This is a genomic window from Pseudomonas sp. KB_12, from assembly GCF_052114545.1.
In the GTDB taxonomy this organism is placed as follows: Bacteria; Pseudomonadota; Gammaproteobacteria; order Pseudomonadales; family Pseudomonadaceae; genus Aquipseudomonas; species Aquipseudomonas brassicacearum.
In genome coordinates this window covers 93,288-117,919 of record NZ_JBFREY010000004.1, presented here as the reverse complement: position 1 = coordinate 117,919, position 24,632 = coordinate 93,288, and the positions used below count along the sequence as shown (strand labels likewise).

The 24,632-nt window shown below is 60.3% G+C and carries 24 protein-coding genes; 17 read left to right on the top strand and 7 right to left on the bottom strand.

The window, feature by feature from the left end:
* The first annotated feature begins 40 nt into the window (after positions 1–40).
* Both pyrC and rnt read left to right on the top strand, forming a co-directional pair.
* Positions 41–1,087 (top strand): dihydroorotase, encoded by a 1,047-nt coding sequence (gene pyrC, locus AB4Z20_RS03640; RefSeq protein ID WP_214509444.1) that lies wholly within the window; start codon positions 41–43, stop codon positions 1,085–1,087.
* A complete protein-coding gene (gene rnt, locus AB4Z20_RS03635; protein ID WP_003204947.1) occupies positions 1,084–1,761 on the top strand; it encodes a ribonuclease T in 678 nt (225 codons plus the stop codon). The genes pyrC and rnt overlap by 4 nt, the downstream gene beginning before the upstream one ends.
* 213 nt (positions 1,762–1,974) lie before the next feature.
* Here the strand turns inward: rnt and AB4Z20_RS03630 are convergent, their stop codons facing one another.
* The gene (locus AB4Z20_RS03630; RefSeq protein ID WP_003204949.1) at positions 1,975–2,577 is read right to left on the bottom strand and encodes a peroxiredoxin; all 603 of its coding nucleotides are present in this window, start codon (positions 2,575–2,577) and stop codon (positions 1,975–1,977) included.
* A gap of 313 nt (positions 2,578–2,890) precedes the next feature.
* On the opposite strand from AB4Z20_RS03630, the gene AB4Z20_RS03625 reads away from it, so the two are divergent.
* Positions 2,891–3,109, top strand: a complete 219-nt coding sequence (locus tag AB4Z20_RS03625; protein WP_003178704.1) for a bacterioferritin-associated ferredoxin — start codon at positions 2,891–2,893, stop codon at positions 3,107–3,109.
* A gap of 208 nt (positions 3,110–3,317) precedes the next feature.
* On the top strand, positions 3,318–3,791 hold the full coding sequence (bfr, locus tag AB4Z20_RS03620; RefSeq protein ID WP_018614169.1) for a bacterioferritin: 474 nt from the start codon (positions 3,318–3,320) through the stop codon (positions 3,789–3,791).
* Positions 3,792–3,991: 200 nt separating this feature from the next.
* On the opposite strand, the gene grxD is transcribed toward bfr, so the two are convergent.
* From grxD to AB4Z20_RS03605, 3 genes are all read right to left on the bottom strand, one after another.
* Complete coding sequence (gene grxD, locus AB4Z20_RS03615; protein WP_018614171.1) at positions 3,992–4,333, bottom strand: Grx4 family monothiol glutaredoxin; 342 nt, start codon at positions 4,331–4,333, stop codon at positions 3,992–3,994.
* Positions 4,334–4,422: 89 nt separating this feature from the next.
* Positions 4,423–6,531, bottom strand: coding sequence for a molybdopterin oxidoreductase family protein (locus AB4Z20_RS03610; RefSeq protein ID WP_442089347.1), 2,109 nt, complete (start codon positions 6,529–6,531; stop codon positions 4,423–4,425).
* Between the two features lie 131 nt (positions 6,532–6,662).
* Positions 6,663–6,950 carry a hypothetical protein gene (locus AB4Z20_RS03605; protein ID WP_072348410.1) on the bottom strand — a complete coding sequence of 96 codons (288 nt, stop codon included), beginning with the start codon at positions 6,948–6,950 and terminating at the stop codon, positions 6,663–6,665.
* A gap of 403 nt (positions 6,951–7,353) precedes the next feature.
* Here AB4Z20_RS03605 and argF point away from each other — a divergent pair, with 403 nt between their 5' ends.
* Positions 7,354–8,274, top strand: coding sequence for an ornithine carbamoyltransferase (gene argF / locus AB4Z20_RS03600; protein ID WP_253477509.1), 921 nt, complete (start codon positions 7,354–7,356; stop codon positions 8,272–8,274).
* Positions 8,271–9,374 (top strand): ABC transporter ATP-binding protein, encoded by a 1,104-nt coding sequence (locus tag AB4Z20_RS03595; protein WP_320389362.1) that lies wholly within the window; start codon positions 8,271–8,273, stop codon positions 9,372–9,374. The genes argF and AB4Z20_RS03595 overlap by 4 nt, the downstream gene beginning before the upstream one ends.
* 134 nt (positions 9,375–9,508) lie before the next feature.
* Here AB4Z20_RS03595 and AB4Z20_RS03590 read toward each other — a convergent pair whose 3' ends face one another.
* Together AB4Z20_RS03590 and ybaK are read right to left on the bottom strand one after the other, a co-directional pair.
* Positions 9,509–10,291, bottom strand: a complete 783-nt coding sequence (locus AB4Z20_RS03590; RefSeq protein ID WP_442089346.1) for a PhzF family phenazine biosynthesis protein — start codon at positions 10,289–10,291, stop codon at positions 9,509–9,511.
* A gap of 178 nt (positions 10,292–10,469) precedes the next feature.
* Positions 10,470–10,940 carry a Cys-tRNA(Pro) deacylase gene (gene ybaK / locus AB4Z20_RS03585; RefSeq protein ID WP_053124560.1) on the bottom strand — a complete coding sequence of 157 codons (471 nt, stop codon included), beginning with the start codon at positions 10,938–10,940 and terminating at the stop codon, positions 10,470–10,472.
* Between the two features lie 322 nt (positions 10,941–11,262).
* Here ybaK and AB4Z20_RS03580 point away from each other — a divergent pair, with 322 nt between their 5' ends.
* The 11 genes from AB4Z20_RS03580 (at position 11,263) to AB4Z20_RS03530 (ending at position 23,837) form a co-directional block, all read left to right on the top strand.
* The gene (locus AB4Z20_RS03580) at positions 11,263–12,114 is read left to right on the top strand and encodes an MIP/aquaporin family protein (RefSeq protein WP_258689193.1); all 852 of its coding nucleotides are present in this window, start codon (positions 11,263–11,265) and stop codon (positions 12,112–12,114) included.
* A gap of 76 nt (positions 12,115–12,190) precedes the next feature.
* Positions 12,191–13,696, top strand: a complete 1,506-nt coding sequence (gene glpK, locus AB4Z20_RS03575) for a glycerol kinase GlpK (protein WP_442089345.1) — start codon at positions 12,191–12,193, stop codon at positions 13,694–13,696.
* Between the two features lie 85 nt (positions 13,697–13,781).
* Entirely contained in the window at positions 13,782–14,537 is a 756-nt protein-coding gene (locus tag AB4Z20_RS03570; RefSeq protein WP_003204973.1) for a DeoR/GlpR family transcriptional regulator, read from the top strand.
* Positions 14,538–14,847: 310 nt separating this feature from the next.
* A complete protein-coding gene (gene glpD / locus AB4Z20_RS03565; RefSeq protein ID WP_320389366.1) occupies positions 14,848–16,386 on the top strand; it encodes a glycerol-3-phosphate dehydrogenase in 1,539 nt (512 codons plus the stop codon).
* A 448-nt stretch (positions 16,387–16,834) separates the two neighbouring features.
* Positions 16,835–17,749 (top strand): glutamate/aspartate ABC transporter substrate-binding protein, encoded by a 915-nt coding sequence (locus tag AB4Z20_RS03560; RefSeq protein ID WP_253477535.1) that lies wholly within the window; start codon positions 16,835–16,837, stop codon positions 17,747–17,749.
* Between the two features lie 190 nt (positions 17,750–17,939).
* The gene (locus AB4Z20_RS03555; RefSeq protein ID WP_212799251.1) at positions 17,940–18,686 is read left to right on the top strand and encodes an amino acid ABC transporter permease; all 747 of its coding nucleotides are present in this window, start codon (positions 17,940–17,942) and stop codon (positions 18,684–18,686) included.
* Positions 18,686–19,357: an amino acid ABC transporter permease gene (locus AB4Z20_RS03550; protein ID WP_214509434.1), complete on the top strand. Its 672-nt coding sequence runs from the start codon at positions 18,686–18,688 to the stop codon at positions 19,355–19,357. The genes AB4Z20_RS03555 and AB4Z20_RS03550 overlap by 1 nt, the downstream gene beginning before the upstream one ends.
* Positions 19,354–20,088 (top strand): amino acid ABC transporter ATP-binding protein, encoded by a 735-nt coding sequence (locus tag AB4Z20_RS03545; protein ID WP_003204983.1) that lies wholly within the window; start codon positions 19,354–19,356, stop codon positions 20,086–20,088. The genes AB4Z20_RS03550 and AB4Z20_RS03545 overlap by 4 nt, the downstream gene beginning before the upstream one ends.
* A 162-nt stretch (positions 20,089–20,250) precedes the next feature.
* Positions 20,251–22,155 carry a sensor histidine kinase gene (locus AB4Z20_RS03540; RefSeq protein WP_253477538.1) on the top strand — a complete coding sequence of 635 codons (1,905 nt, stop codon included), beginning with the start codon at positions 20,251–20,253 and terminating at the stop codon, positions 22,153–22,155.
* Positions 22,152–23,480: a sigma-54-dependent transcriptional regulator gene (locus AB4Z20_RS03535; RefSeq protein WP_258689199.1), complete on the top strand. Its 1,329-nt coding sequence runs from the start codon at positions 22,152–22,154 to the stop codon at positions 23,478–23,480. The genes AB4Z20_RS03540 and AB4Z20_RS03535 overlap by 4 nt, the downstream gene beginning before the upstream one ends.
* A gap of 27 nt (positions 23,481–23,507) precedes the next feature.
* Positions 23,508–23,837 (top strand): GlpM family protein, encoded by a 330-nt coding sequence (locus AB4Z20_RS03530; protein ID WP_186007470.1) that lies wholly within the window; start codon positions 23,508–23,510, stop codon positions 23,835–23,837.
* A 132-nt stretch (positions 23,838–23,969) separates the two neighbouring features.
* Here AB4Z20_RS03530 and AB4Z20_RS03525 read toward each other — a convergent pair whose 3' ends face one another.
* Positions 23,970–24,584: an NAD(P)-dependent oxidoreductase gene (locus AB4Z20_RS03525; protein WP_053181297.1), complete on the bottom strand. Its 615-nt coding sequence runs from the start codon at positions 24,582–24,584 to the stop codon at positions 23,970–23,972.
* Between the last annotated feature and the right edge of the window lie 48 nt (positions 24,585–24,632).

Genomic DNA, 24,632 nt, shown 5'->3' with positions numbered 1-24,632 from the left:
GGTAGCATTCCCACAGTTTGACCCGCCTGGAAGCCCCCCAATGTCCGACCGCCTGACCCTGCTGCGTCCCGACGACTGGCATATTCATCTTCGCGATGGTGCTGTGTTGACCCATACCGTCGCCGATGTCGCGCGCACCTTCGGGCGCGCAATCATCATGCCTAACCTGGTTCCGCCAGTGCGCAACGCCGCCGAGGCCGACGGCTATCGCCAGCGCATCCTCGCCGCACGCCCTGCTGGCAGCCGCTTCGAACCGTTGATGGTGCTTTACCTCACCGACCGCACCCAGCCCGAAGAAATCCGCGAGGCCAAGGCCAGCGGCTTCGTCCATGCCGCCAAGCTGTACCCGGCCGGTGCCACCACCAACTCCGATTCCGGCGTCACCAGCATCGACAAGATCTTCCCGGCGCTGGAGGCCATGGCCGAAGTCGGCATGCCGTTGTTGATCCATGGTGAAGTCACCCGGGGCGACGTCGACGTGTTCGACCGCGAGAAAATCTTCATCGACGAGCACATGCGCCGCGTCGTGGAGCGCTTCCCGACCCTCAAGGTGGTGTTCGAACACATCACCACCGGCGATGCCGTGCAGTTCGTCAACGAGGCCCCGGCCAACGTCGGCGCGACCATTACCGCCCATCACCTGCTGTACAACCGCAACCACATGCTGGTGGGCGGGATCCGGCCGCACTTCTATTGCCTGCCGATCCTCAAGCGCAATACCCACCAGGAAGCCTTGCTGGACGCCGCCACCAGCGGCAGCGCCAAGTTTTTCCTCGGCACCGACTCGGCACCCCACGCCCAGCACGCCAAGGAAGCGGCCTGCGGTTGCGCCGGTTGCTACACCGCCTATGCCGCCATCGAGATGTACGCCGAAGCCTTCGAACAGCGCAACGCGCTGGACAAACTCGAAGGCTTCGCCAGCCTGCATGGCCCACGCTTCTATGGCCTGCCGGTGAACACCGATCGTATTACCCTGGTCCGTGACGAATGGACCGCCCCCGCCAGCCTGCCTTTCGGCGATCTGGCTGTCATCCCGCTGCGCGCCGGTGAAAAACTGCGCTGGCGCCTGCTGGAGGAAAACGTGTGAGTGAAGATCATTTCGACGACGAACTGGACGGCAACGGTGGTTCGGGCGGCGCCCGTCACCCTATGGCTGCTCGGTTCCGTGGCTACCTGCCGGTCGTCGTCGACGTAGAAACCGGCGGTTTCAACTCCGCCACCGACGCCTTGCTGGAAATCGCCGCGACCACCATTGGCATGGATGAAAAAGGCTTTGTGTTCCCTGACCACACCTATTTCTTCCGTGTCGAGCCGTTCGAAGGCGCCAACGTCGAAGCAGCGGCCCTGGAGTTCACCGGGATCAAGCTCGACCACCCGTTGCGCATGGCAGTCAGCGAAGAAACGGCCCTGACCGACATCTTCCGTGGCGTGCGCAAGGCGCTCAAGGCCAACGGTTGCAAGCGAGCGATCCTGGTCGGCCACAACAGCAGCTTCGACCTGGGCTTCCTCAACGCCGCCGTCGCGCGCCTGGACATGAAGCGCAACCCGTTCCACCCGTTCTCCAGCTTCGACACCGCGACCCTGGCTGGCCTGGCGTACGGCCAGACCGTCCTGGCCAAGGCGTGCCAGGCCGCCGACATCGATTTCGATGGCCGTGAAGCCCACTCGGCCCGCTACGACACCGAGAAGACCGCCGAGCTGTTCTGCGGCATCGTCAACCGGTGGAAAGAGATGGGTGGCTGGCAGGATTTCGACGACTGACTAGTAGAGCCATTGTGACGGCCCGTGGGAGCAAAGCTTGCTCGCGACACAGGCGACTCGGTTTTTGAAGACCGCATCGCTGCCATCGCGGGCAAGCCTTGCTCCCACAGATAAATCACCTCGCCATAAGGTTCTGTGTTTCAGCCGACAAGTTTGAAACACCCATAAAAAAACCGGCCCATCATGAGCCGGTTTTTTTATGCCTCGGTGCGCTTACAGCTTGTCGCTGTGCTCGCCCAGGTAAGCGGCAACGCCTTCAGGCGAAGCGGTCATGCCCTTGTCGCCTTTTTTCCAGTTGGCCGGGCAGACTTCGCCGTGCTCTTCGTGGAATTGCAGCGCGTCGACCAGACGGATCAGTTCTTCCATGTTACGGCCCAGTGGCAGGTCGTTGATGATCTGCGAACGGACAACGCCTTTGTCGTCGATCAGGAACGCGCCACGGAAGGCCACGCCGCCTTCGGATTCAACGTCATAGGCCTTGGCGATTTCGTGCTTCATGTCGGCAGCCATGGTGTATTTCACCTGACCGATACCGCCATTGTTGATCGGGGTGTTGCGCCAGGCGTTGTGGGTGAAGTGCGAGTCGATCGAAACAGCGACCACTTCGACGTTGCGCGCCTTGAAATCATCCATGCGGTGATCCAGTGCGATCAGCTCGGACGGGCAGACGAAGGTGAAGTCCAGTGGATAGAAGAACACCAGGCCGTATTTGCCTTTGATGGCCGAGGACAGGGTGAAGCTGTCGACGATTTCGCCGTTGCCGAGGACGGCTGGAACGGTGAAGTCTGGGGCTTGTTTGCCTACGAGTACGCTCATTGGATATCTCCTGATGTAATAGCGTGAAAACAAGGTCCGGGCCAGCCTGCCACCCTCAGGCGACAGCCCTGTGACACGAACCCGCTTGCAAGGGCCGATCATCATACACCGCGCATTTGGACTGTCTTCAACGGTTTTTCGGTGGTATCGAAAAATCGCCGTCCGGTTTCATGCCGCATCAGTCGTCCTGGATAAACCGTTCGTCAGCCCGGCAACGCTCTGGCGCAAGACCTTGAGAAACCACTTTGACAATCATTCTCGTTAACATTAAGATCCGTCTCAATTGAGTCACAACCAGCGACGGTTCTCACTTATGTATGTATGCCTCTGCACTGGCGTCACCGACGGGCAAATCCGCGAAGCGATCTACGAAGGTTGCTGCAGCTATCGCGAAGTCCGCCAGGCCACCGGCGTAGCCAGCCAATGCGGCAAATGTGCCTGCCTGGCCAAGGAAGTGGTTCGTGAAACCCTCGCCAAAGTGCAAACGGCACAGGCCTCGATCCCCTACCCGGTAGAATTTACCGCTGCGTAATAACGCGTAATAAATAGTTTTCAAGGAACCGGACCCAGTGTCCGGTTTTTTTATGCCTGCAAATCAAATGCTTAGCGTCCAGACGCGGAACACAAACATTCTTATTCCGATTAATTTTCATTTATTATTCAATAACTTAGGTTTGACACTCGTAAATGCGCGGCTCAAACTCTGCCTTATACACAGCTATTACAGGGCAGGCCTCATCATGAAAGGCGACATTACAGTCATCCAGCATCTCAACAAGATCCTTGCCAATGAGCTGGTCGCGATCAACCAATACTTCCTGCATGCGCGCATGTACGAGGATTGGGGCCTGAACAAGCTGGGCAAGCACGAGTACCACGAATCCATCGACGAGATGAAGCACGCGGACAAGCTGATCAAGCGCATCCTGTTCCTCGAAGGCCTGCCGAACGTCCAGGACCTGGGCAAGCTGCACATCGGCGAACACACCCGCGAGATGCTTGAGTGCGACCTGAAAATCGAGCGCGAAGGCCACAAGGACCTGAAAGTCGCCATCGCCCATTGCGAAAGCGTTGGTGACTTCGGCAGCCGTGAACTGCTGGAAGACATTCTCGAGTCCGAGGAAGAACACATCGACTGGCTGGAAACCCAACTGGGCCTGATCGACAAAGTCGGTCTTGAGAACTACCTGCAATCGCAGATGGGTGAAGAGTAAGTTTCTCCGAAAGCAAGCCACTAAAAAGCCCCGCCCTCTTTCGAGAGGCGGGGCTTTTTATTGCCTGGGTTTCCAGGCCCACCTAAATCCACTGTGGGAGCGAGCTTGCTCGCGATAGCGGTGGATCAGGTAAGAAATACTGACTGACCTACCGCTATCGCGAGCAAGCTCGCTCCCACATGGTTTCATACATCCATGAATCAGGCTTCGGTCTTGTTCGCCGCTGCTGCTTCCACAGCTGCCTTGATCGTGGCCTGCAGAGAGCCGTCAGCGGCCATCTCGGTCATGATGTCGCTACCACCGATCAGCTCACCACCCACCCACAGCTGTGGGAAGGTTGGCCAGTTGGCGTACTTGGGCAGGTTGGCGCGGATTTCCGGGTTCTGCAGGATGTCCACGTAGGCAAACTTCTCGCCACACGCCATCACAGCCTGAGCAGCCTTGGCCGAGAAACCGCACTGTGGCGCGTTCGGCGAGCCTTTCATGTAAAGCAGGATGGTGTTGTTGGCAATCTGGTCTTTAATCGTTTCGATGATATCCATGGAGCACCTCGGCTTAAAACTTTTGCGACTTAAGTTGTCGACACGGTGACGCATTGTAACGGAAAGCCGAACCTGCTCCAGAGACAATTTTACGCAGCTGCCACCTTCACCGGAACGCCGTTAAGCGCCGCGTTGCCGGACAACTCATCGAGCTGACAATCATCGGTCAGGTCGTTGGCGCTGGAGCCCGGTTGTCCGCTGGCGATGGTCATCTGCACGCCCGGCCGGGCATGACCCCAGCCATGGGGCAGGCTGACCACGCCTTTCATCATGTCCAAGCTGCCCAGCACCTCGACTTCGATGATGCCCACCCGCGAACTGACGGTCACGCGCTGCCCGTCCTCAAGACCGCGACTGGCGAGGTCATCCGGGTGCATCAGCAACTGATGACGTGGCTTGCCCTTCACCAGTCGATGAAAATTATGCATCCAGGAGTTGTTGCTGCGCACATGGCGGCGGCCAATCATCAGCAACTCGTCCGGTTTTGGCGCCTGCAACGCGGCAAAGCGCACAAGGTCGGCAAGAATCACCGCTGGCGCGGCCTGCACACGTTGGTTTTCGGTTTTCAGGCGTGCTGCCAGGTTGGGCTTGAGCGCACCGAGGTCGATGCCATGGGGATGATCGAACAGGGTCGTCAGGGACAGCTTGTGCGGCGAGGCGTCGCCATACGCCCCGCTACGCAGGCCGAAATCGATCATCTGCGCCGGCGGCATGGTCGGCTTGAGTTCCTTGCCGGTTCGGGCGGCAAAGGCCTTGGCCAGGCCGACGAAGATTTCCCAATCGTGCAGCGCACCCTCGGGCTTGGGCAGGATCGCCCGGTTGAAACGGGTCACGTTGCGCACCGCGAACAGGTTGAACGTGGTGTCGTAATGATCGTTCTCCAGGGCCGAGGTCGAGGGCAGGATCAGGTCGGCGTAACGTGTGGTTTCGTTGATGTACAAATCGAGGCTGACCATGAACTCCAGCCCGTCCAGGGCCTGTTCCAGTTGCCGCCCGTTGGGTGTGGACAACACCGGGTTGCCGGCCACGGTGACCAGCGCACGAATCTGGCCTTCACCCTCGGTGAGCATCTCCTCGGCCAGGGCCGACACCGGCAACTCCCCTGAGTACTCGGGACGCCCGGACACCCGGCTCTGCCAACGGTTGAAATGCCCGCCCGAGGTGGTAGCGACCAGGTCCACCGCCGGCTCGGTGCACAGCGCCCCGCCCACCCGATCAAGATTGCCGGTGACCAGATTTATCACCTGGATCAGCCAATGGCACAGCGTGCCAAACGCCTGGGTCGAGACCCCCATTCGCCCGTAGCACACCGCTGACGGCGCGGCGGCGAAGTCCCGGGCCAATTGCCGGATCTGCGCTGCAGGCACCGCACAGAGCGGGCTCATGGCTTCAGCCGTGAACGTGGCGACGGCCTCGCGCACCTCGTCCAGGCCGTCCACCGGCAGGTGACTGTCACGGGTCAGGCCTTCGCTGAACAATGTATTGAGCAAACCAGACAGCAGCGCAGCATCACCGCCGGGGCGTACAAAGACGTGCTGGTTGGCAATGGCCGCCGTTTCGCTGCGACGCGGATCGACCACCACCACCTTGCCGCCACGGGCCTGGATCGCCTTGAGGCGCTTCTCCACGTCCGGCACGGTCATGATGCTGCCGTTGGAAGCCAGCGGGTTGCCGCCCAGGATCAGCATGAAGTCGGTGTGGTCGATGTCCGGAATCGGCAGCAGCAGGCCGTGGCCGTACATCAAATAGCTGGTCAGGTGATGGGGCAGTTGGTCCACCGAAGTCGCCGAGAAACGGCTGCGGGTTTTCAACAGGCCCAGGAAATAGTTGCTGTGGGTCATCAGCCCATAGTTATGCACGCTGGGGTTGCCCTGGTAGACCGCCACCGCGTTCTGGCCGTGGCGCGCCTGGATATCCGCCAGGCGCTCGGCCACCAACGCGAAGGCGTCGTCCCAGGCAATGGGTTGCCATTCATTGCCAACGCGCTGCATGGGCTGGCGCAGCCGGTCTGGATCGTTCTGGATATCTTGCAGGGCCACCGCCTTGGGGCAGATGTGACCGCGGCTGAAGGTGTCCAGCGCATCGCCCTTGATCGAGGTGATCGCCAGGCCCTGGCCGTCGGTTTCGGTGGTTTCGAGGGTCAAGCCGCAGATGGCTTCACACAGGTGGCACGCACGGTGGTGGAGAGTCTTGGTCATGGCCAGTCTCTGTTTTATTCGTGGCGGGCGCTTTCGGCCGCGGGAACAAAACTATGGCGCGTGATTCCCGGCAGCGCCAGCGACGTTCGTCCTGTGAATTGCCGGGCATCAGGCCCACCGATGAGAGGGCGTCAAGGCTGATCGGAAGGCGGTGCCAGCATCTGGATTTCTTCGACGGTTTCCACCTGCTCCTGGGCAATGGGCACACCCGTGAGCTCGCCAATAAGCCGCCAATGCTCGTCGAGGCCGCTGCTGATAGTGGCCATGCGGTCGATCATCCGACGTCCCGCAGCCTTGGTCACCTCATCATCGCTGCGCAGCAATTCGAATGACATGGAAGTCACCGAAGCCGTCAGGTGCGTCAGCGAGCGTGCAGTCAGCCCCAGCAATTCCATCAATTGTTGCTCTTTCGAATCCATTTCGGGCTCCTGTGCCGCTGAGGCTCATTTATAACCCAGGCCTTTGCATTAGGAAATGTTTCACAGCCACCAGCAGACAGGCGAAAGGCTGGGACGCCACGGCGCAAACCGACTCTCATCCATGGCACGCCCGCCGCGCTTGATTGCCAAGCCAAGCAACGCCAGTGTACAAATGGGTCGCTGCTGTCAGGAAACCGGCCACAAATATGCCATCGCATTCGCGTGATGGCCTCGCTGAAATCCCCAAAAACCGTAGCCCTATTGGTAAGACGCGACATTTAATTATAAGATCGCGCCTTCCCCTATTTCGTCGCCCCGTGCGGCTTTTGCCGCAGGTCTCGCCCGTTTTTTGAATAAACAAGGCTTTGAGCATCTGCGGTCAGTTACAAAAAGGTAGTCAATCATGAGCGCAAGGCACTTTCTCTCCCTGATGGATTTCACGCCCGATGAGTTGCTCGGCGTGATCCGTCGAGGCGTGGAGCTCAAGGACCTGCGTAACCGCGGCGTACTGTTCGAGCCCTTGAAAAACCGCGTGCTGGGGATGATCTTCGAGAAGTCATCGACCCGCACCCGCATCTCTTTCGAAGCCGGCATGATCCAACTGGGCGGCCAGGCGATCTTCCTGTCGCCCCGCGACACCCAACTGGGCCGCGGCGAACCCATCAGCGATTGCGCCATCGTCATGTCGAGCATGCTGGACGCGATGATGATCCGTACCTTTGCCCACAGCACCCTGACCGAGTTCGCGGCCCATTCCCGCGTACCGGTGATCAACGGCCTGTCCGACGACCTGCACCCCTGCCAGTTGCTGGCCGACATGCAGACCTTCCTCGAGCACCGTGGCTCGATCCAGGGCAAGACCGTGGCCTGGATCGGCGATGGCAACAACATGTGCAACAGCTATATAGAAGCGGCGCTGCAGTTCGACTTCCAACTGCGCGTTGCCTGCCCCGAAGGTTTTGACCCCAATGCCGAGTTGCTGGCCAAGGCCGGGGACCGGGTGACCATCGTGCGTGATCCCAAACAGGCCGTGGCCGGTGCGCACCTGGTGAGCACTGACGTCTGGACCTCCATGGGCCAGGAAGAAGAAACCGCCAAGCGCCTCGAGTTGTTCGCGCCGCTGCAGGTCAACCGGGCTTTGCTCGACCTGGCGGATGCCGACGTGCTGTTCATGCACTGCCTGCCGGCCCACCGTGGCGAGGAGATCAGTTTCGATTTGCTGGACGATCCGCGCTCGGTGGCCTGGGACCAGGCAGAAAATCGACTTCACGCGCAAAAGGCACTGCTCGAGTTCCTTGTCGAGCCGGCGTATCACCACGCATGAGCCATTCGCTGCTGCTGAATTTGCATGACCTGGCCTGCGGTTACCAAAACCAGCGGGTCGTGCAGAACCTCAACCTGCACCTCAATGCCGGCGATATCGGTTGCCTGCTCGGTTCGTCCGGGTGCGGCAAGACCACCACGTTGCGTGCCATCGCCGGCTTCGAACCAGTGCACGAGGGTGAAATCCAACTGGCAGGGGAAACCATTTCCCGAGCCGGTTTCACCCTAGCCCCGGAAAAACGCCGTATCGGCATGGTGTTCCAGGACTATGCCCTGTTTCCCCACCTGAGCGTGGCCGAGAACATCGCCTTTGGCATTCGCAAGCATCCGGACAAGGATCGCGTCGTCGAAGAGTTGCTGGAACTGGTCAACCTGAAGCACCTGGGCAAGCGCTTTCCCCATGAGTTGTCCGGCGGCCAGCAACAGCGTGTGGCCCTGGCCCGCGCGCTGGCACCAGAACCACAACTGCTGTTGCTCGATGAGCCGTTCTCCAACCTCGATGGCGAGTTGCGACGCAAGCTCAGCCATGAAGTGCGGGATATTCTCAAGGCCCGCGGCACCAGCGCGATCCTGGTCACACACGATCAGGAAGAAGCCTTCGCCGTGAGTGATCATGTCGGGGTATTCAAGGAAGGTCGACTGGAACAGTGGGACACGCCCTACAACCTGTATCACGAACCGCTGACACCATTCGTCGCCAGCTTCATTGGCCAGGGCTACTTCATTCGCGGCCGGCTCGACAGCCCGGAATCGGTGCAAACCGAGTTGGGCACCCTGCGCGGTAACCGAGCCTACACCTGGCCCATCGGCGGAGCGGTGGATGTGTTGCTGCGCCCAGACGATATCGTCTACGCACCGGAGAGCACGCTCACCGCCAGCATTGTCGGCAAGACCTTCCTGGGCGCTTCAACCTTGTATCGCCTGCAATTGCCCACAGGCGCGCAACTGGAATCGATCTTCCCCAGCCACGCCGACCATCAGCTCGGGGACAGTGTCGGCATCCGCGTGGCGGCTGAACACCTGGTGCTGTTCCAGGCCTCAGGCAGCACCGCGGCGCACATCCCGCCGGTGGACAGCGGTGTGCGGCGCTATAGCCTGTAGGAGCTGACGAGCGGAACGAGGCTGCGATCTTTCCCCAGCCACTTGAATTTCAAGCGAAAGATCAAAAGATCAAAAGATCAAAAGATCGCAGGCTTCGCCAGCTCCTACAGGGCGCAAACCAGCGGGGAATGCCATCAACCCAGTATCAACGTCCCACTGGCCACCAACGTCGCATTCCCGCCGATCTTCACCCGCTCACCCTCCAAGCGGCAGAACAACGCCCCGCCCCGGGCCGAGCATTGGTAAGCCGTCAGGCCGTGCTTGCCCAAGCGTTTGGACCAATAGGGAATCAGGCTGCAGTGGGTCGAGCCGGTGACTGGATCTTCGTTGATGCCGATCGCCGGGGCAAAATAGCGCGAGACAAAATCATGCTTGCTCCCCGGCGCGGTCACGATAGCGCCGGGCCAAGGCAGCTTTGCCAGGGCCGCCATGTCCGGCTTGCAATCGAGCACCGCTTGCTCCGACTCCAGCACCACGAACAGTTCGTTGGAGCTCAGCACGTCCACCGCTTCGACACCCAAGGCACTCTGGACGGCCAAGGACGCGCCCAACTCGGCAGGCACGACGGCCGGAAAATCCAGCCACAACCGGTCACCCTCGCGCGTAACGCTCAACGAACCGGACTTGCAGATGAAATCCAGTCGTTCGACCGTTTCGTGGTAGACCTCGAACAGTACATAAGCGCTGGCCAACGTGGCGTGCCCGCACAGAGGGACTTCGGTGGCGGGCGTGAACCAGCGGATATGCCAATGCTGGCCTTCACGCACCAGAAACGCGGTTTCAGCCAGGTTATGTTCGGCGGCGATCTTCTGCATCAAGTCATCGGCAAGCCAGCCGTCGAGGCGATAGACCATCGCCGGGTTACCGCCGAACGGCCGGTCACTGAACGCATCGACCTGATGAAACGCAAGCTGCATGGCACTTCTCCTTTTTTTGATGCGCCAGCATGCGGTGCAGCGGCGCAGCTTATCCAGTGACAGATCAGTAGAATTTTCACCCTACAGAGCCGATGAAAACACAGATAAAGCTCAAGCCTTACCCCTGTGGCGAGGGAGCTTGCTCCCGCTTGGCTGCGCAGCAGCCACCCGGCTCTATTCAAGCACGCCCAATATCGGCAAACGCCGCCCCGGTGTGCTCCTTCAATACCGAAGGCGCCAACTCGACTTCCAAGCCGCGCCTTCCCGCACTGACAAACATACTGGCGAGCGGCTGTGCCGAACTGTCGATAAAAGTGCGCAGGCGCTTCTTCTGCCCCAGCGGGCTGATCCCACCCAGTAGATAACCGGTCGAACGCTGCGCAGCGGCTGGGTCGGCCATCTCGACCTTTTTCACCCCGGCGGCATGGGCCAGGCCTTTCAAATCCAGGCTTCCGGCCACGGGCACCACCGCCACCAACAGCTCACCCTTTTCGCTGGCCGCCAACAACGTCTTGAACACCTGCGCCGGATCCAGGCCGAGCTTTTCCGCCGCTTCCAGGCCGTAGGACGCGGCCTTGGGATCGTGTTCATAACTGTGGATACGATGTTCGGCGCGCACTTTCTTAAGCAGATCCAACGCGGGTGTCATGACTGCTCCTGACAAGGAAATGAAAAAAGAGTGGCCGGATTCTAAGCCATCGCCAATGAAAAGGCTTGGGACGGGGTCGCGAGTACCGGTACCCCACCGTCAGTGGAAGAGTCATTCACGCCACGAATAGTTGAAATGTGACCGACGGTTCACTTTCGACCTTTGACACCAGCGTTTCTTGTCTATATTTTTTCGAAACTGAAAGTCATATCGCAGGTCTCAAGCAGCAACCCGAGATCAGGATGGGGATCCTGCCTCGGCGGAGATCGCGCAATCGAGCTTTATCGAAGGCGCAGCAAAACAACAAAAAACCGAGGTTTGAATGACAACTGCTTTACAACAGCCGTCCCTGTCCAGCCAATGCCTGGCTGAATTCCTGGGCACTGCCCTACTGATTTTTTTCGGCACTGGTTGCGTCGCGGCCCTCAAGGTAGCGGGTGCCAGCTTCGGTTTGTGGGAAATCAGCCTCATCTGGGGTGTCGGTGTCAGCATGGCGATCTATCTGAGCGCGGGCATTTCCGGCGCCCATCTCAACCCCGCCGTCAGCATTGCCCTGTGCATTTTCACCGGCTTCGAAAAGCGCAAACTGCCTTTCTATATGCTCTCCCAAGTGGCCGGCGCTTTCTGCGGCGCACTTCTGGTCTACACGCTGTACAGCAACCTATTCTTCGATTTCGAACAGTCTCGGCACATGATTCGAGGCACCGAAGCCAGCCTCGAACTGGCCTCGGTGTTTTCCACCTACCCGCACGCCGCACTGTCCACCGGCCAGGCCTTCCTCGTGGAGGTGATCATCACGGCCATCCTGATGGGAGTGATCATGTCCCTGACCGATGACAACAATGGTTTGCCTCGCGGCCCACTGGCGCCACTGCTGATCGGCCTGTTGATTGCGGTGATCGGCAGCTCCATGGGGCCGCTGACAGGCTTTGCGATGAACCCGGCGCGGGACTTCGGTCCTAAACTGATGACTTTCTTCGCCGGCTGGGGTGAAATTTCCCTCACGGGTGGACGCGACATCCCGTACTTCCTGGTTCCGATTTTTGCCCCGATTGCGGGTGCGTGCCTGGGTGCTGCGGCTTATCGCGGCCTGATTGCCCGCCACCTGCCCAGCGCCATAACTGCTACAAAGGATGCAGAACCGGCCATTGACGGCAAGCCCAGAACATCCTGAAACAGTCGGCGCAGGCTCCTGCCATTCCAGCCTGCACCGTGGCTTCTTCCCTAATTTACGTCCCAAGGCAATCGACATGACCGATATCCAGAACAAGAACTACATCATTGCCCTCGACCAGGGTACGACCAGCTCGCGGGCGATCATCTTCGACCGTGACGCCAACGTGGTCTGCACCGCCCAGCGCGAATTCGCCCAGCATTATCCGCAGGCCGGCTGGGTCGAACATGACCCGATGGAAATCTTCGCCACCCAGAGCGCGGTCATGGTCGAAGCCCTCGCCCAGGCCGGCCTGCACCATGACCAGGTGGCCGCCATCGGCATCACCAACCAGCGTGAAACCACCGTGGTCTGGGACAAGACCACCGGCCGGCCGATCTACAACGCCATCGTCTGGCAATGCCGCCGCAGTACCGAAATCTGCCAGCAGCTCAAGCGCGATGGCCACGAGCAATACATCAGCCAAACCACCGGCCTGGTCACCGACCCGTACTTTTCCGGCACCAAGCTCAAGTGGATCCTGGACAACGTCGAAGGCAGCCGCGAGCGTGCGCGCAACGGTGAACTGCTGTTCGGCACCGTCGACAGCTGGCTGATCTGGAAATTCACCGGCGGCAAGGTCCACGTCACCGACTACACCAACGCCTCGCGCACCATGCTCTTCAACATTCACTCGCTGGAATGGGACGCGAAGATGCTCGACATCCTCGACATCCCCCGCGAAATGCTCCCGCAAGTGAAATCGTCCTCGGAGATCTATGGCCGCACCAAGAGCGGCATCGCCATCGGCGGCATTGCCGGCGACCAGCAGGCGGCGCTTTTCGGCCAGATGTGCGTGGAGCCAGGCCAGGCGAAAAACACCTACGGCACCGGCTGTTTCCTGCTGATGAACACCGGCAGCAAGGCCGTCAAATCCAATCACGGCATGCTCACCACCATCGCCTGTGGCCCGCGCGGCGAAGTTGCCTACGCCCTGGAAGGTGCGGTCTTCAATGGCGGCTCCACGGTCCAGTGGCTGCGCGATGAGCTGAAAATCATCAACGATGCGCTGGATACCGAATACTTTGCCAACAAGGTCAAGGACAGCAACGGTGTGTACCTGGTGCCCGCCTTCACCGGCCTGGGCGCCCCGTATTGGGACCCCTATGCCCGTGGCGCGCTGTTTGGCCTGACCCGCGGCGTACGCGTCGACCACATCATTCGCGCAGCGCTGGAGTCGATTGCCTACCAGACCCGCGACGTACTCGATGCCATGCAGCAGGATTCGGGGGAACGCCTCAAGGCCCTGCGCGTGGACGGTGGCGCGGTGGCAAACAACTTCCTGATGCAGTTCCAGGCCGACATCCTGGGTACCCAGGTCGAGCGCCCGAAAATGCGTGAAACCACCGCCCTGGGTGCTGCGTATTTGGCCGGCCTGGCGTGCGGCTTCTGGGGCACCCTGGAAGAACTGCGCGGCAAAGCGGTGATCGAGCGTGTATTCGAACCACAACTGGACGAACAGGCGAAGGAAAAACTCTACGCCGGCTGGCAGAAAGCGGTCAGCCGCACCCGCGATTGGGAACCCCATGAAGACGCTGAATAAAGCCTTATAAGGTTCTGAAACTGGTCGGGAGTGGATTCCTGCGGCATCATGGGCAAATTTTGTACGGCAGCCCAAAGGAAGCCCCATGAATCTGCCTCCCCGCCAACAGCAAATCCTCGAACTGGTCCGCGAACGCGGCTATGTCAGCATCGAGGAAATGGCGCAGCTATTCGTCGTCACCCCGCAAACCATTCGCCGCGATATCAACCAACTGGCGGAAGTGAACCTGCTGCGTCGCTACCACGGCGGCGCCGCCTACGATTCAAGCGTGGAAAACACCGCCTACGCCATGCGCGCCGATCAGATGCGCGACGAGAAGCAACGCATCGCCGAAGCCATCGCCGCCCAGATCCCCGATCATGCCTCGCTGTTCATCAACATCGGCACCACCACCGAATCCATTGCCCGGGCGCTGCTCAATCACAACCATCTGAAGGTCATCACCAATAACCTGCACGTGGCTTCGATCCTCAGCGCCAAGGACGACTTCGAAGTCCTGATCGCCGGCGGCAACGTACGGCGTGACGGCGGCGTGGTGGGCCAGGCCAGCGTCGACTTCATCAACCAGTTCAAGGTCGACTTTGCCCTGGTGGGCATCAGCGGGATCGATGAAGACGGCAGCCTGCTGGACTTCGACTACCAGGAAGTGCGGGTTTCCCAAGCCATCATCGCCAACGCCCGACAAGTGCTGCTGGCGGCGGACTCCAGCAAATTCGGGCGCAACGCCATGGTCCGCCTGGGGCCTATCAGCTTGATCGACTGCCTGGTGACCGACCAGCAACCCGTGCCGGCCCTGGCGCAATTGCTGAGCCAGCACAAGATTCGGCTGGAGGTGGTCTGACCACCTCCTCAATACCCTGTGGCAAGGCTGCTGTGGGAGCATGGCTTGCCCGCGATGAAGACGACACAGTTTCTACATAGAACGAGGCGCCTGTTTCGCGAGCAAGCTTTGCTCCCACAAATCCCTCTCGCCAGCGTGCCCAGGCACCTTCTTCTTCCTTACATGTTCGAAAATTTTCCTTTCAGCTTCTCTTGATCAGTATTTTCAATCGAAGTTAACTGGCTGTTGCCGTCTTTATGGGCTAGTATTTTCGCAAATGAACATTTATGTTCGAATTCAAATATTGCGAACAAGAGCCCGAGGCTAGCCGATGCCCACTTCTACCTTGCCTACGCCCCCTCTCGCCGAGGTTTACGACATCGCCGTCATTGGTGGCGGTATCAACGGCGTGGGGATTGCCGCGGACGCTGCCGGTCGCGGTCTTTCGGTGTTCCTTTGCGAAAAGGACGACCTGGCCAGCCACACATCGTCGGCCAGCAGCAAGCTGATCCACGGTGGCCTGCGCTACCTCGAACATTATGAATTTCGCCTGGTGCGCGAAGCGCTGGCCGAGCGCGAAGTGCTGCTGACCAAGGCCCCGCACATCGTCAAGCAAATGCGCTTCGTATTGCCTCACCGCCCGCATCTGCGTCCGGCCTGGATGATCCGCGCCGGCCTGTTCCTCTACGATCACCTGGGCAAGCGTGAGCAGCTCGCCGGCTCCAAAAGCCTGAAGTTCGGTGCCGACAGCGCATTGAAAAGCGAGATCACCAAAGGTTTCGAATATTCCGACTGCTGGGTCGACGATGCGCGGCTGGTGGTACTCAACGCCATGGCCGCCCGGGAAAAAGGCGCACATATCCACACCCGCACGCGCTGCGTGAATGCCCGCCGCAGCAAAGGCCTGTGGCACTTGCACCTGGAACGTGCCGACGGCAGCCTGTTTTCGATCCGCGCCAAGGCACTGGTCAACGCTGCCGGCCCGTGGGTCGCCAAGTTCATTCGCGATGACCTGAAGCTGGAATCGCCCTACGGCATCCGCCTGATCCAGGGCAGCCACCTGATCGTGCCGAAACTCTACGAAGGCGAACATGCGCACATTCTGCAAAACGAAGACCAGCGCATCGTGTTCACCATTCCGTACCTGAACCAGTTCACCCTGATCGGCACGACTGACCGCGAATACACCGGTGACCCGGCCAAAGTGGCGATCACCGAGGGCGAAACCGATTACCTGTTGAAGGTGGTCAATGCCCACTTCAAGAAGCAGATCAGCCGCGACGATATCCTGCACAGCTATTCCGGGGTGCGTCCGCTGTGCAACGACGAATCCGACAACCCATCGGCCGTGACCCGCGACTACACCCTGGCGCTGTCGGGTGGCGGTGAAGAAGCCCCCTTGCTGTCGGTGTTCGGCGGCAAGCTGACCACCTACCGCAAACTGGCCGAATCGGCGATGGCGCAACTGGCCCCGTACTTCACCCAGATGCGTCCGAGCTGGACCGCCGTAGAGGCCCTCCCCGGTGGCGAAAACATGACCACCCCGCAGGCGCTGTGCTCGGCGATCCGCGACAAGTTCGACTGGCTGCCAACCGACATCGCCCGCCGCTGGGCCACCACCTACGGCAGCCGCACCTGGCGCATGCTCGAAGGCGTGCACAACCTGGGCGACCTGGGTGAGCACATCGGCGCCGGGCTCTATACGCGCGAAGTCGACTACCTGTGCAGCGACGAGTGGGCCGTCGATGCCCAGGACATCCTGTGGCGCCGCAGCAAGCTGGGCTTGTTCACCACCCCGGTCGAGCAGGAGAAACTGCAGCAGTATCTGGACAAGGTCGAGCACAACCGCCGCAAGATCGAAGCGGCCTGAACGCTAGCCCGCTGAACCCAAAGCCCCTGAATCCTGCGATTCAGGGGCTTTTTGCATTCTGCAATACACAGCCGCCCCCTGTGGGAGCGAGCTTGCTCGCGATGAAAGCCAGCACATTCAACCTCTATGTGACTGACCTACCGCTATCGCGAGCAAGCTCGCTCCCACAATGGATTGATGCGGGCCAAAAGCATTCGGTTTTCCGAACACGACCCACCAGTCAGTTCGGCTAACCGGATGAAGCAGGTCGCAAAAAACCTGAAACAAAACATTAATTACCTTTAAAAACAATGCATTACGCAGATATGACTGGCCTGGCACGAGTCATGCTCTACACTCCTGGAGACGAATGCCTGTACGCCGACACAACAGGAGCTGCCAGGCACTTCGAAGTACTCAGGGCCGACAAACCGGCCGAAATAAAAAAAACAATGTCGAGGAAACATCGATGCGTATCGTTCCCCATCTCCTGGGCGCAGCCATGGCTGCCGCTCTGATCAGCACTCCGGTTTTCGCAGCCGAACTGACCGGCACACTGAAAAAGATCAAAGAGTCCGGCGTTGTCACGCTTGGCCATCGCGACGCTTCCATTCCGTTTTCCTACATCGCGGACGCTTCCGGCAAACCGGTTGGCTACTCCCACGATATCCAGATGAAAGTCGTCGAAGCGCTGAAAAAAGACCTGGACCTGCCCAACCTGCAGGTCAAATACAACCTGGTGACCTCGCAAACCCGTATCCCGCTGGTGCAGAACGGCACCGTGGACCTGGAATGCGGCTCCACCACCAACAACGTCGAGCGTCAGCAGCAGGTTGACTTCTCCGTTGGCATTTTCGAAATCGGCACCAAGCTGCTGTCCAAGAAAGATTCCAAGTACAAGGATTTCGACGACCTCAAGGGCAAGAACGTCGTGACCACTGCCGGCACCACGTCCGAGCGCATCCTCAAGGCGATGAACGCCGACAAGCAGATGGGCATGAACGTCATCTCCGCCAAGGACCACGGCGAATCCTTCCAGATGCTGGAATCGGGTCGTGCCGTCGCGTTCATGATGGACGACGCCCTGCTGGCTGGCGAAGCCGCCAAGGCCAAGAAAGCCGATGACTGGGCCGTGACCGGTACCCCACAGTCCTACGAAATCTATGGCTGCATGGTGCGCAAAGGCGACGAGCCGTTCAAAAAGGCTGTCGATGACGCCATCAAGGCCACCTACGCTTCGGGCGAGATCAACAAGATCTACGAAAAATGGTTCATGCAACCTATCCCGCCAAAAGGCCTGAACCTTAACTTCCCGATGAGCGACGAACTCAAGGCACTGATCGCCAAGCCGACCGATAAAGCGGCTGACGACAAGAAATCCTGATTTCTGACTAACCTTATCTCCTGAAGGGGCCCGGCCCTTTCAGGGGATGGTCACTCCCTGCTGGCAAATCTGGAAACACTCGAACCGGTGGCTGTCGAGCCGATCGCGTGTGCCTGGCCTTCAAGTCGGGCGGGAACGGAGTTTCCCCAGGCGGGCATTTGTACATCGAACGATCTGAGGGGAGACCCTAATGAATTACAACTGGGACTGGAGCGTGTTCTTCAAGTCCACCGGCGTGGGCAGCGAGACCTATCTCGACTGGTACGTGTCCGGCCTGGGCTGGACCATCGCCATCGCCGTCGTAGCCTGGATCATCGCCCTGCTGCTGGGCTCGGTGCTAGGCGTCATGCGCACCGTGCCGAACCGGCTGGTGTCTGGCATCGCTACCTGCTACGTGGAACTCTTTCGTAATGTGCCGCTGCTGGTTCAGCTGTTCATCTGGTACTTCCTGGTGCCGGACCTGCTGCCCGCCGATATGCAGGAGTGGTACAAGCAGGACCTGAACCCGACCACCTCGGCCTACCTGAGCGTCGTGGTGTGCCTGGGCCTGTTCACCGCCGCCCGTGTTTGCGAACAGGTGCGTACCGGTATCCAGGCGCTACCGCGCGGCCAGGAATCCGCCGCCCGTGCCATGGGCTTCAAGCTGCCGCAGATCTACTGGAACGTGCTGCTGCCCCAGGCCTATCGGATCATCATTCCGCCGCTTACCTCGGAATTCCTCAACGTCTTCAAGAACTCCTCCGTGGCCTCGCTGATCGGCCTGATGGAATTGCTCGCGCAGACCAAGCAGACCGCCGAGTTCTCCGCCAACCTGTTCGAAGCCTTCACCCTGGCCACGCTGATCTATTTCACCCTGAACATGAGCCTGATGCTGCTCATGCGCATGGTCGAGAAGAAAGTCGCGGTGCCCGGCCTGATCTCCGTTGGGGGTAAATAATGGAACTCGACTTCACTGGCATCATCCCGGCCATTCCCGGTTTGTGGAACGGCATGGTGATGACCCTCAAGCTGATGGCCTTGGGCGTGGTCGGCGGGATCATCCTCGGCACGATCCTGGCGCTGATGCGCCTGTCCCATAACAAGCTGGTCTCCAATATCGCTGGCGCCTACGTCAACTATTTCCGCTCGATCCCGCTGCTGCTGGTGATCACCTGGTTCTACCTGGCGGTACCGTTCGTGCTGCGCTGGATCACCGGCGAAGACACGCCAATCGGGGCATTCGGTTCTTGCATCGTGGCGTTCATGATGTTTGAAGCGGCGTACTTCTGCGAAATCGTCCGGGCCGGCGTGCAGTCGATTCCCAAGGGCCAGATGGGCGCCGCCCAGGCACTGGGCATGAATTACGGCCAGACCATGCGTCTGATCATCCTGCCCCAGGCGTTTCGCAAGATGACCCCGCTGCTGTTGCAACAAAGCATCATCCTGTTTCAGGACACCTCGCTGGTCTACACGGTCGGCCTGGTGGACTTCCTCAATGCTTCGCGGGCCAGTGGTGACATCATCGGCCGCTCCAATGAGTTCCTGATCATCGCAGGTCTCGTGTACTTCACCGTCAGCTTTGCCGCCTCGCAGCTGGTCAAGCGTCTGCAAAAAAGGTTCGCCGTATGATCTCTATCAAGAACATCAACAAGTGGTATGGGGACTTCCAGGTACTGACCAATTGCAGCACCGAGGTCAGCAAGGGTGAGGTGGTGGTGGTGTGCGGGCCGTCGGGTTCGGGCAAGTCCACGTTGATCAAGTGCGTGAACGCCCTGGAACCGTTCCAGAAAGGCGACATCGTGGTCGATGGCACGTCCATCGCCGACCCGAAGACCAACCTGCCGAAACTGCGTTCGCGCGTGGGCATGGTGTTCCAGCATTTCGAACTGTTCCCGCACCTGACCATCACCGAAAACCTGACCATCGCGCAGATCAAGGTGCTGGGTCGCAGCAAGGAAGAAGCCACCAAGAAAGGCCTGCAACTGCTTGAGCGGGTCGGCCTCTCGGCCCACGCCCACAAGCACCCGGGCCAGCTCTCCGGCGGCCAGCAGCAGCGCGTGGCGATTGCCCGTGCCCTGGCAATGGACCCGGTGGTGATGCTGTTCGACGAGCCGACCTCGGCCCTCGACCCGGAAATGGTCAACGAAGTGCTCGACGTGATGGTGCAACTGGCCCACGAAGGCATGACCATGATGTGCGTGACCCACGAAATGGGCTTCGCCCGCAAAGTGGCGAACCGGGTGATCTTCATGGACCAGGGCCAGATCATCGAAGACTGCAAGAAAGAAGAGTTCTTCGGCGACATCAGCGCCCGCTCCGAACGCGCGCAGCATTTCCTTGAGAAAATCCTGCAGCACTAAACAACACCGCTCCCCACTGTGGGAGCGAGCTTGCTCGCGATGACTGCCTACGGATCGACCATTGTGTTGCCTGACAGTCCGCTATCGCGAGCAAGCTCGCTCCCACATAGGGATCGGAGTTGGCTTGTCGATTTGTGTAGTGGTTGACCCAAGGCTTCTGTGATGAAATGCGACCCCACCCTCTATCGCGCCGCGCCGCCATCACTCGCCGTGAAACCCCGCCTGATCCGCCATCTGTTCCTGCCGCCACTGGTCATTGCCCTGATGATCGGCCTGGGTTACCTCGGCTTCTGGATCAGCGAGCACTATGGCGTACGCGGCCTCGCCGAGAATGGCGAGCGTCAGTTGGAACTGCACGCCCGTGCGGTCGAGAGCGAGATCAGCAAGTACACCTACCTGCCCAGCCTGCTGGAGCTTGAATCAAGTGTCTCGCAACTGCTCGACGACCCGACGCCCGAGCACCGCAGGACCGTCAATGAATACCTCGAAGGCCTGAACCGTCGCAGCCGCAGCCGGGCCATCTACGTGATGGACACCACCGGCCGGGTGATGGCCACCAGCAACTGGCGCGATGTCGACAGTTACCTGGGCGAAGACCTGTCCTTCCGTGCCTACTTCCAGAATGCCGTACGCGGCCAGCCGGGGCGTTTCTACGGCATCGGCAGCACCAACGGCGAACCCGGCTACTACCTGGCCCATGGCCTGGAGCAACAAGGCAAGATCATCGGCGTCGCCGTGGTCAAGGTGCGCCTCGAAGCCCTGGAGGAACGCTGGCAGCGTGCGCGGCTGGAGGCGTTCGTCAGTGATGAGAACGGCATCATCATCCTGTCCAGCGACCCGGCGCGGCGGCTCAAGTCGGTTCGCCCCCTGAGCGACGACACCAAGGAACGCCTGGCCCGCAGCCTGCAGTACTACTGGTTCCCGCTCAATGAACTGGTGCCCCTGGCCCGGGAACGCCTGGCCGAAGGCATGGAGAAGCTGACGTTCCCGGCCAACAGCGAACTGGTGTCCGACGAGCGCGCCATCAGCTACTTGTCGCAGACCCGGCCCTTGAGCGATACACCGTGGAATTTCACCCTGCTGACCCCACTTGAAGACCTGCGTCGCCAGGCGATCAACCAAGGCATCCTGGTGGCCGTGGCCTTCGCCCTGGTGGCATTCCTGTTGATCGCCTGGAACGAACGGCGCAAGGTCATCGCCACCCGTCTCGCGGCCCGGGAAGCCTTGCAGCAAGCCAACAACCAGCTCGAGCGTCGGATTACCGAACGCACCACCGACCTGCGCGCCAGCAACGAACGACTCAAGGGCCAGATCCGCGAACGGCGGCAGGCCGAAGAGACCTTGCGCCGGGCCCAGGACGAATTGGTCCAGGCCGGTAAACTGGCGGCCATCGGGCAGATGTCCACCAGCATCGCCCACGAACTCAACCAGCCGCTGGCGGCACTGCGCACCTTGTCCGGCAATACCGTGCGCTTCCTGGAACGCGGCCAGCTGGACATCGCCAGCGCCAACCTCAAGACCATCAACGATTTGATCGACCGCATGGGCCGGATCACCGCCAGCCTGCGCGCCTTTGCCCGGCGTGGGGACGACCAGGGCCAGGCCAGCCTCGGCAAAGGTGTCGAGGCCGCGCTGCAACTGCTGGGCGCTCGTCTTGAAAGCTTGAACATCCAGATTCATTCCAGCTTCGACGACGTCCAGGTGCAAATTGACCAGACGCGCCTGGAGCAGATCCTGGTGAACCTGATCGGCAATGCCCTGGACGCCATGCAGACGCAACCCGAACCGCAGCTGTGGCTCGAAGGCCAGGCCGGCGATGGCAAATATCGCCTGCGCGTGCGGGATAACGGCCACGGTATTGACCCAGAAGCACGCAAGCATCTGTTCGAACCCTTCTTCACCACCAAACCCGGCGAACAAGGCCTGGGCCTGGGCCTGACGCTTTCCGCCAGCCTGGCCGCCGCCACGGGTGGATACCTGGGCGTCGAACACCCGGTCGAGGGCAGTGGAACCACGTTTGTCCTCAGTTTACCGTTGGTAAGCCTATTACCTGCCGAGCCGCTATGAACAACGACCTGAGCGTACTGATCGTCGAAGACGACCCCCATGTCCTGCTGGGCTGCAAGCAGGCGCTGACCCTGGAAGACATTCCCTGCATCGGCGTGGGCAGCGCCGAAGAGGCCCTGGAGCGCGTCGACGATAACTTTGCCGGCATCGTCATCAGCGACATTCGCCTGCCGGGCATCGATGGCCTGGAACTGCTGACCCGCCTCAAGGCGCGGGACCGCAGCTTGCCGGTGGTGCTGATCACCGGCCACGGCGACATCTCCATGGCCGTCGGCGCCATGCAAAAAGGCGCCTATGACTTCATGGAGAAACCCTTCTCCCCTGAACGCCTGGTGGACGTCGCCCGCCGTGCCCTGGAGCAGCGCAGCCTCGCTCGGGAAGTGTCATCGCTGCGTCGGCAATTGGCCGAACGCGATTCCCTGGAAGGCCGGATCATTGGCCGCTCACCCGCCATGCAGCACCTGCGCGCGCTGATCGCCAACGTCGCCGACACCTCGGCCAACGTGCTGATCGAAGGTGAAACCGGCACCGGCAAGGAATTGGTCGCCCGTTGCCTGCATGACTTCAGCCGACGCCACGACAAGCAGTTCGTCGCGCTGAACTGCGGCGGCCTGCCGGAGAACCTGTTCGAAAGCGAGATTTTCGGCCACGAGGCCAATGCCTTTACCGGTGCCGGCAAACGCCGGATCGGCAAGATCGAACACGCCGACGGTGGCACGCTGTTTCTCGACGAAGTGGAAAGCATGCCCCTGCCCTTGCAGATCAAGTTGCTGCGCGTGCTGCAGGAACGCACCCTCGAGCGCCTGGGCTCGAACCAGAGCGTGGCCGTGGATTGCCGGGTGATCGCCGCCACCAAGTCCGACCTGGACGAAATGGGCCGGACCGGGCAGTTCCGCAGCGACTTGTATTACCGCCTCAACGTGGTGACCCTGGAACTGCCGCCACTGCGCGAGCGGCGCGAAGACATCCTGCAACTGTTCAAGCACTTTCTCCAGCAGTCGTCCCTGCGCTTCGACCGCACGGTGCCGGAGCTGGACAACCAGACCCTGTCGAACCTGATGAGCCACGACTGGCCGGGCAACGTACGCGAACTGCGCAACGTCGCCGAGCGTTACGCCCTGGGCCTGCCGGCGTTCAAGCGCTCCGGTGCCAGCGGCGGCAACCAGGGCCTGGCCTTCGCCGAAGCAGTCGAAGCCTTCGAGCGCAACCTGCTGGTGGACGCCCTGCAACGCAGCGGTGGCAACCTGACCCAGGCCAGCCTGGAACTGGGCATGGCCAAGACCACGCTGTTCGACAAAGTCAAAAAGTATGGCTTGAGCCATTAATCAACTGGGCGGGAAACTGTGGATCTGATTTTCAAGGCAGCGCTCGGTGCAGCCGTGGTGGTCATCCTGGCGATGCTGGCCAAGACCAGGAACTATTACATCGCCGGGCTCGTGCCGCTGTTCCCGACCTTCGCCCTGATCGCCCATTACATCGTCGGCAAGGGCCGCTCGGTGGACGACCTGAAGACCACCATCGTGTTTGGGATGTGGTCGATCATTCCGTACTTTGTCTATCTGGCAACGCTGTACGTGATGGTCGACCGCATGCGCCTGGAGGCGTCCCTGGCCGTAGCGGCGGTGGCGTGGCTGATGGCCGCGACGGTGCTGGTCAGCGCCTGGGTAAGCATCCACGGCTAATCCCTGTAGGAGCTGCCGAGCAACGCGAGGCTGCGATCTTTCCTTGGACACTTGAGTTTCTAGCGAAAGATCAAAAGATCGCAGCCTCGCGTTGCTCGACAGCTCCTACACAGTTCCTACACAAACCTGTGATCAATAACCGACGGTAAATCGCGTCCGCGAAAACTGCGGTGTTTCCACTTCATCGATCATCGCGATGGCGTAGTCAGCAAAGCTGATCCAGCTACGCCCGGCATCGTCGAACAGCAGGTGATTCTTGCCGAGGCGAAACTGCTCGGTGCGCTCGGTTTCGACGAACTCTGCCGAAGGCGAAAGGAAGGTCCAGTCCAGGTCTTGCTCCTGGCGCAGTACGTCCAGGAACAATGCTCCGGCGCTGGCTTCGGCCAGGTATTCCTCCGGGAAGCCATCGCTGTCGATCACACGAGAGCCGTCCGGAAGCAACAACGAACCGGCCCCGCCGACCACCAGCAAACGCTTGACCCCAGCGGCTTTCACCGGCGCGATGAGCTTGTCGGCCGGCACGCTGGCAAAGTGGGCCGCGCTGATCACCACATCGTGATCGGTCACCGCCGCCGTCAATGCCTCGCTGTCCAATACATCCAGTTGCTTGCTGACCACCCCGGCCCTTTCACCGATTTTCGCGGTGTTGCGGGCAATGGCCGTCACGCTGTGACCACGGCGCAGGGCTTCTTCCAGCAATTGGCTGCCGGCGCGACCGGTGGCGCCGATGATTGCGATTTTGCTCATGGTGTTCTCCAGTGATTACACATAGGGGCTATTGAAGCTGTGCTCGAA

Coding starts and splice junctions, on each gene's coding strand:
- AB4Z20_RS03550 (WP_214509434.1), top strand. CDS start 18,686: ATGGAACTCGACTTCACTGGCATCATCCCGGCCATTCCCGGTTTGTGG.
- glpK (WP_442089345.1), top strand. CDS start 12,191: ATGACCGATATCCAGAACAAGAACTACATCATTGCCCTCGACCAGGGT.
- AB4Z20_RS03570 (WP_003204973.1), top strand. CDS start 13,782: ATGAATCTGCCTCCCCGCCAACAGCAAATCCTCGAACTGGTCCGCGAA.
- AB4Z20_RS03625 (WP_003178704.1), top strand. CDS start 2,891: ATGTATGTATGCCTCTGCACTGGCGTCACCGACGGGCAAATCCGCGAA.
- pyrC (WP_214509444.1), top strand. CDS start 41: ATGTCCGACCGCCTGACCCTGCTGCGTCCCGACGACTGGCATATTCAT.
- AB4Z20_RS03610 (WP_442089347.1), bottom strand. CDS start 6,531: ATGACCAAGACTCTCCACCACCGTGCGTGCCACCTGTGTGAAGCCATC.
- AB4Z20_RS03590 (WP_442089346.1), bottom strand. CDS start 10,291: ATGCAGCTTGCGTTTCATCAGGTCGATGCGTTCAGTGACCGGCCGTTC.
- glpD (WP_320389366.1), top strand. CDS start 14,848: ATGCCCACTTCTACCTTGCCTACGCCCCCTCTCGCCGAGGTTTACGAC.
- grxD (WP_018614171.1), bottom strand. CDS start 4,333: ATGGATATCATCGAAACGATTAAAGACCAGATTGCCAACAACACCATC.
- ybaK (WP_053124560.1), bottom strand. CDS start 10,940: ATGACACCCGCGTTGGATCTGCTTAAGAAAGTGCGCGCCGAACATCGT.
- AB4Z20_RS03525 (WP_053181297.1), bottom strand. CDS start 24,584: ATGAGCAAAATCGCAATCATCGGCGCCACCGGTCGCGCCGGCAGCCAA.
- argF (WP_253477509.1), top strand. CDS start 7,354: ATGAGCGCAAGGCACTTTCTCTCCCTGATGGATTTCACGCCCGATGAG.
- AB4Z20_RS03540 (WP_253477538.1), top strand. CDS start 20,251: ATGAAATGCGACCCCACCCTCTATCGCGCCGCGCCGCCATCACTCGCC.
- AB4Z20_RS03595 (WP_320389362.1), top strand. CDS start 8,271: ATGAGCCATTCGCTGCTGCTGAATTTGCATGACCTGGCCTGCGGTTAC.
- AB4Z20_RS03545 (WP_003204983.1), top strand. CDS start 19,354: ATGATCTCTATCAAGAACATCAACAAGTGGTATGGGGACTTCCAGGTA.
- AB4Z20_RS03630 (WP_003204949.1), bottom strand. CDS start 2,577: ATGAGCGTACTCGTAGGCAAACAAGCCCCAGACTTCACCGTTCCAGCC.
- AB4Z20_RS03580 (WP_258689193.1), top strand. CDS start 11,263: ATGACAACTGCTTTACAACAGCCGTCCCTGTCCAGCCAATGCCTGGCT.
- bfr (WP_018614169.1), top strand. CDS start 3,318: ATGAAAGGCGACATTACAGTCATCCAGCATCTCAACAAGATCCTTGCC.
- AB4Z20_RS03560 (WP_253477535.1), top strand. CDS start 16,835: ATGCGTATCGTTCCCCATCTCCTGGGCGCAGCCATGGCTGCCGCTCTG.
- AB4Z20_RS03555 (WP_212799251.1), top strand. CDS start 17,940: ATGAATTACAACTGGGACTGGAGCGTGTTCTTCAAGTCCACCGGCGTG.
- AB4Z20_RS03535 (WP_258689199.1), top strand. CDS start 22,152: ATGAACAACGACCTGAGCGTACTGATCGTCGAAGACGACCCCCATGTC.
- AB4Z20_RS03605 (WP_072348410.1), bottom strand. CDS start 6,950: ATGGATTCGAAAGAGCAACAATTGATGGAATTGCTGGGGCTGACTGCA.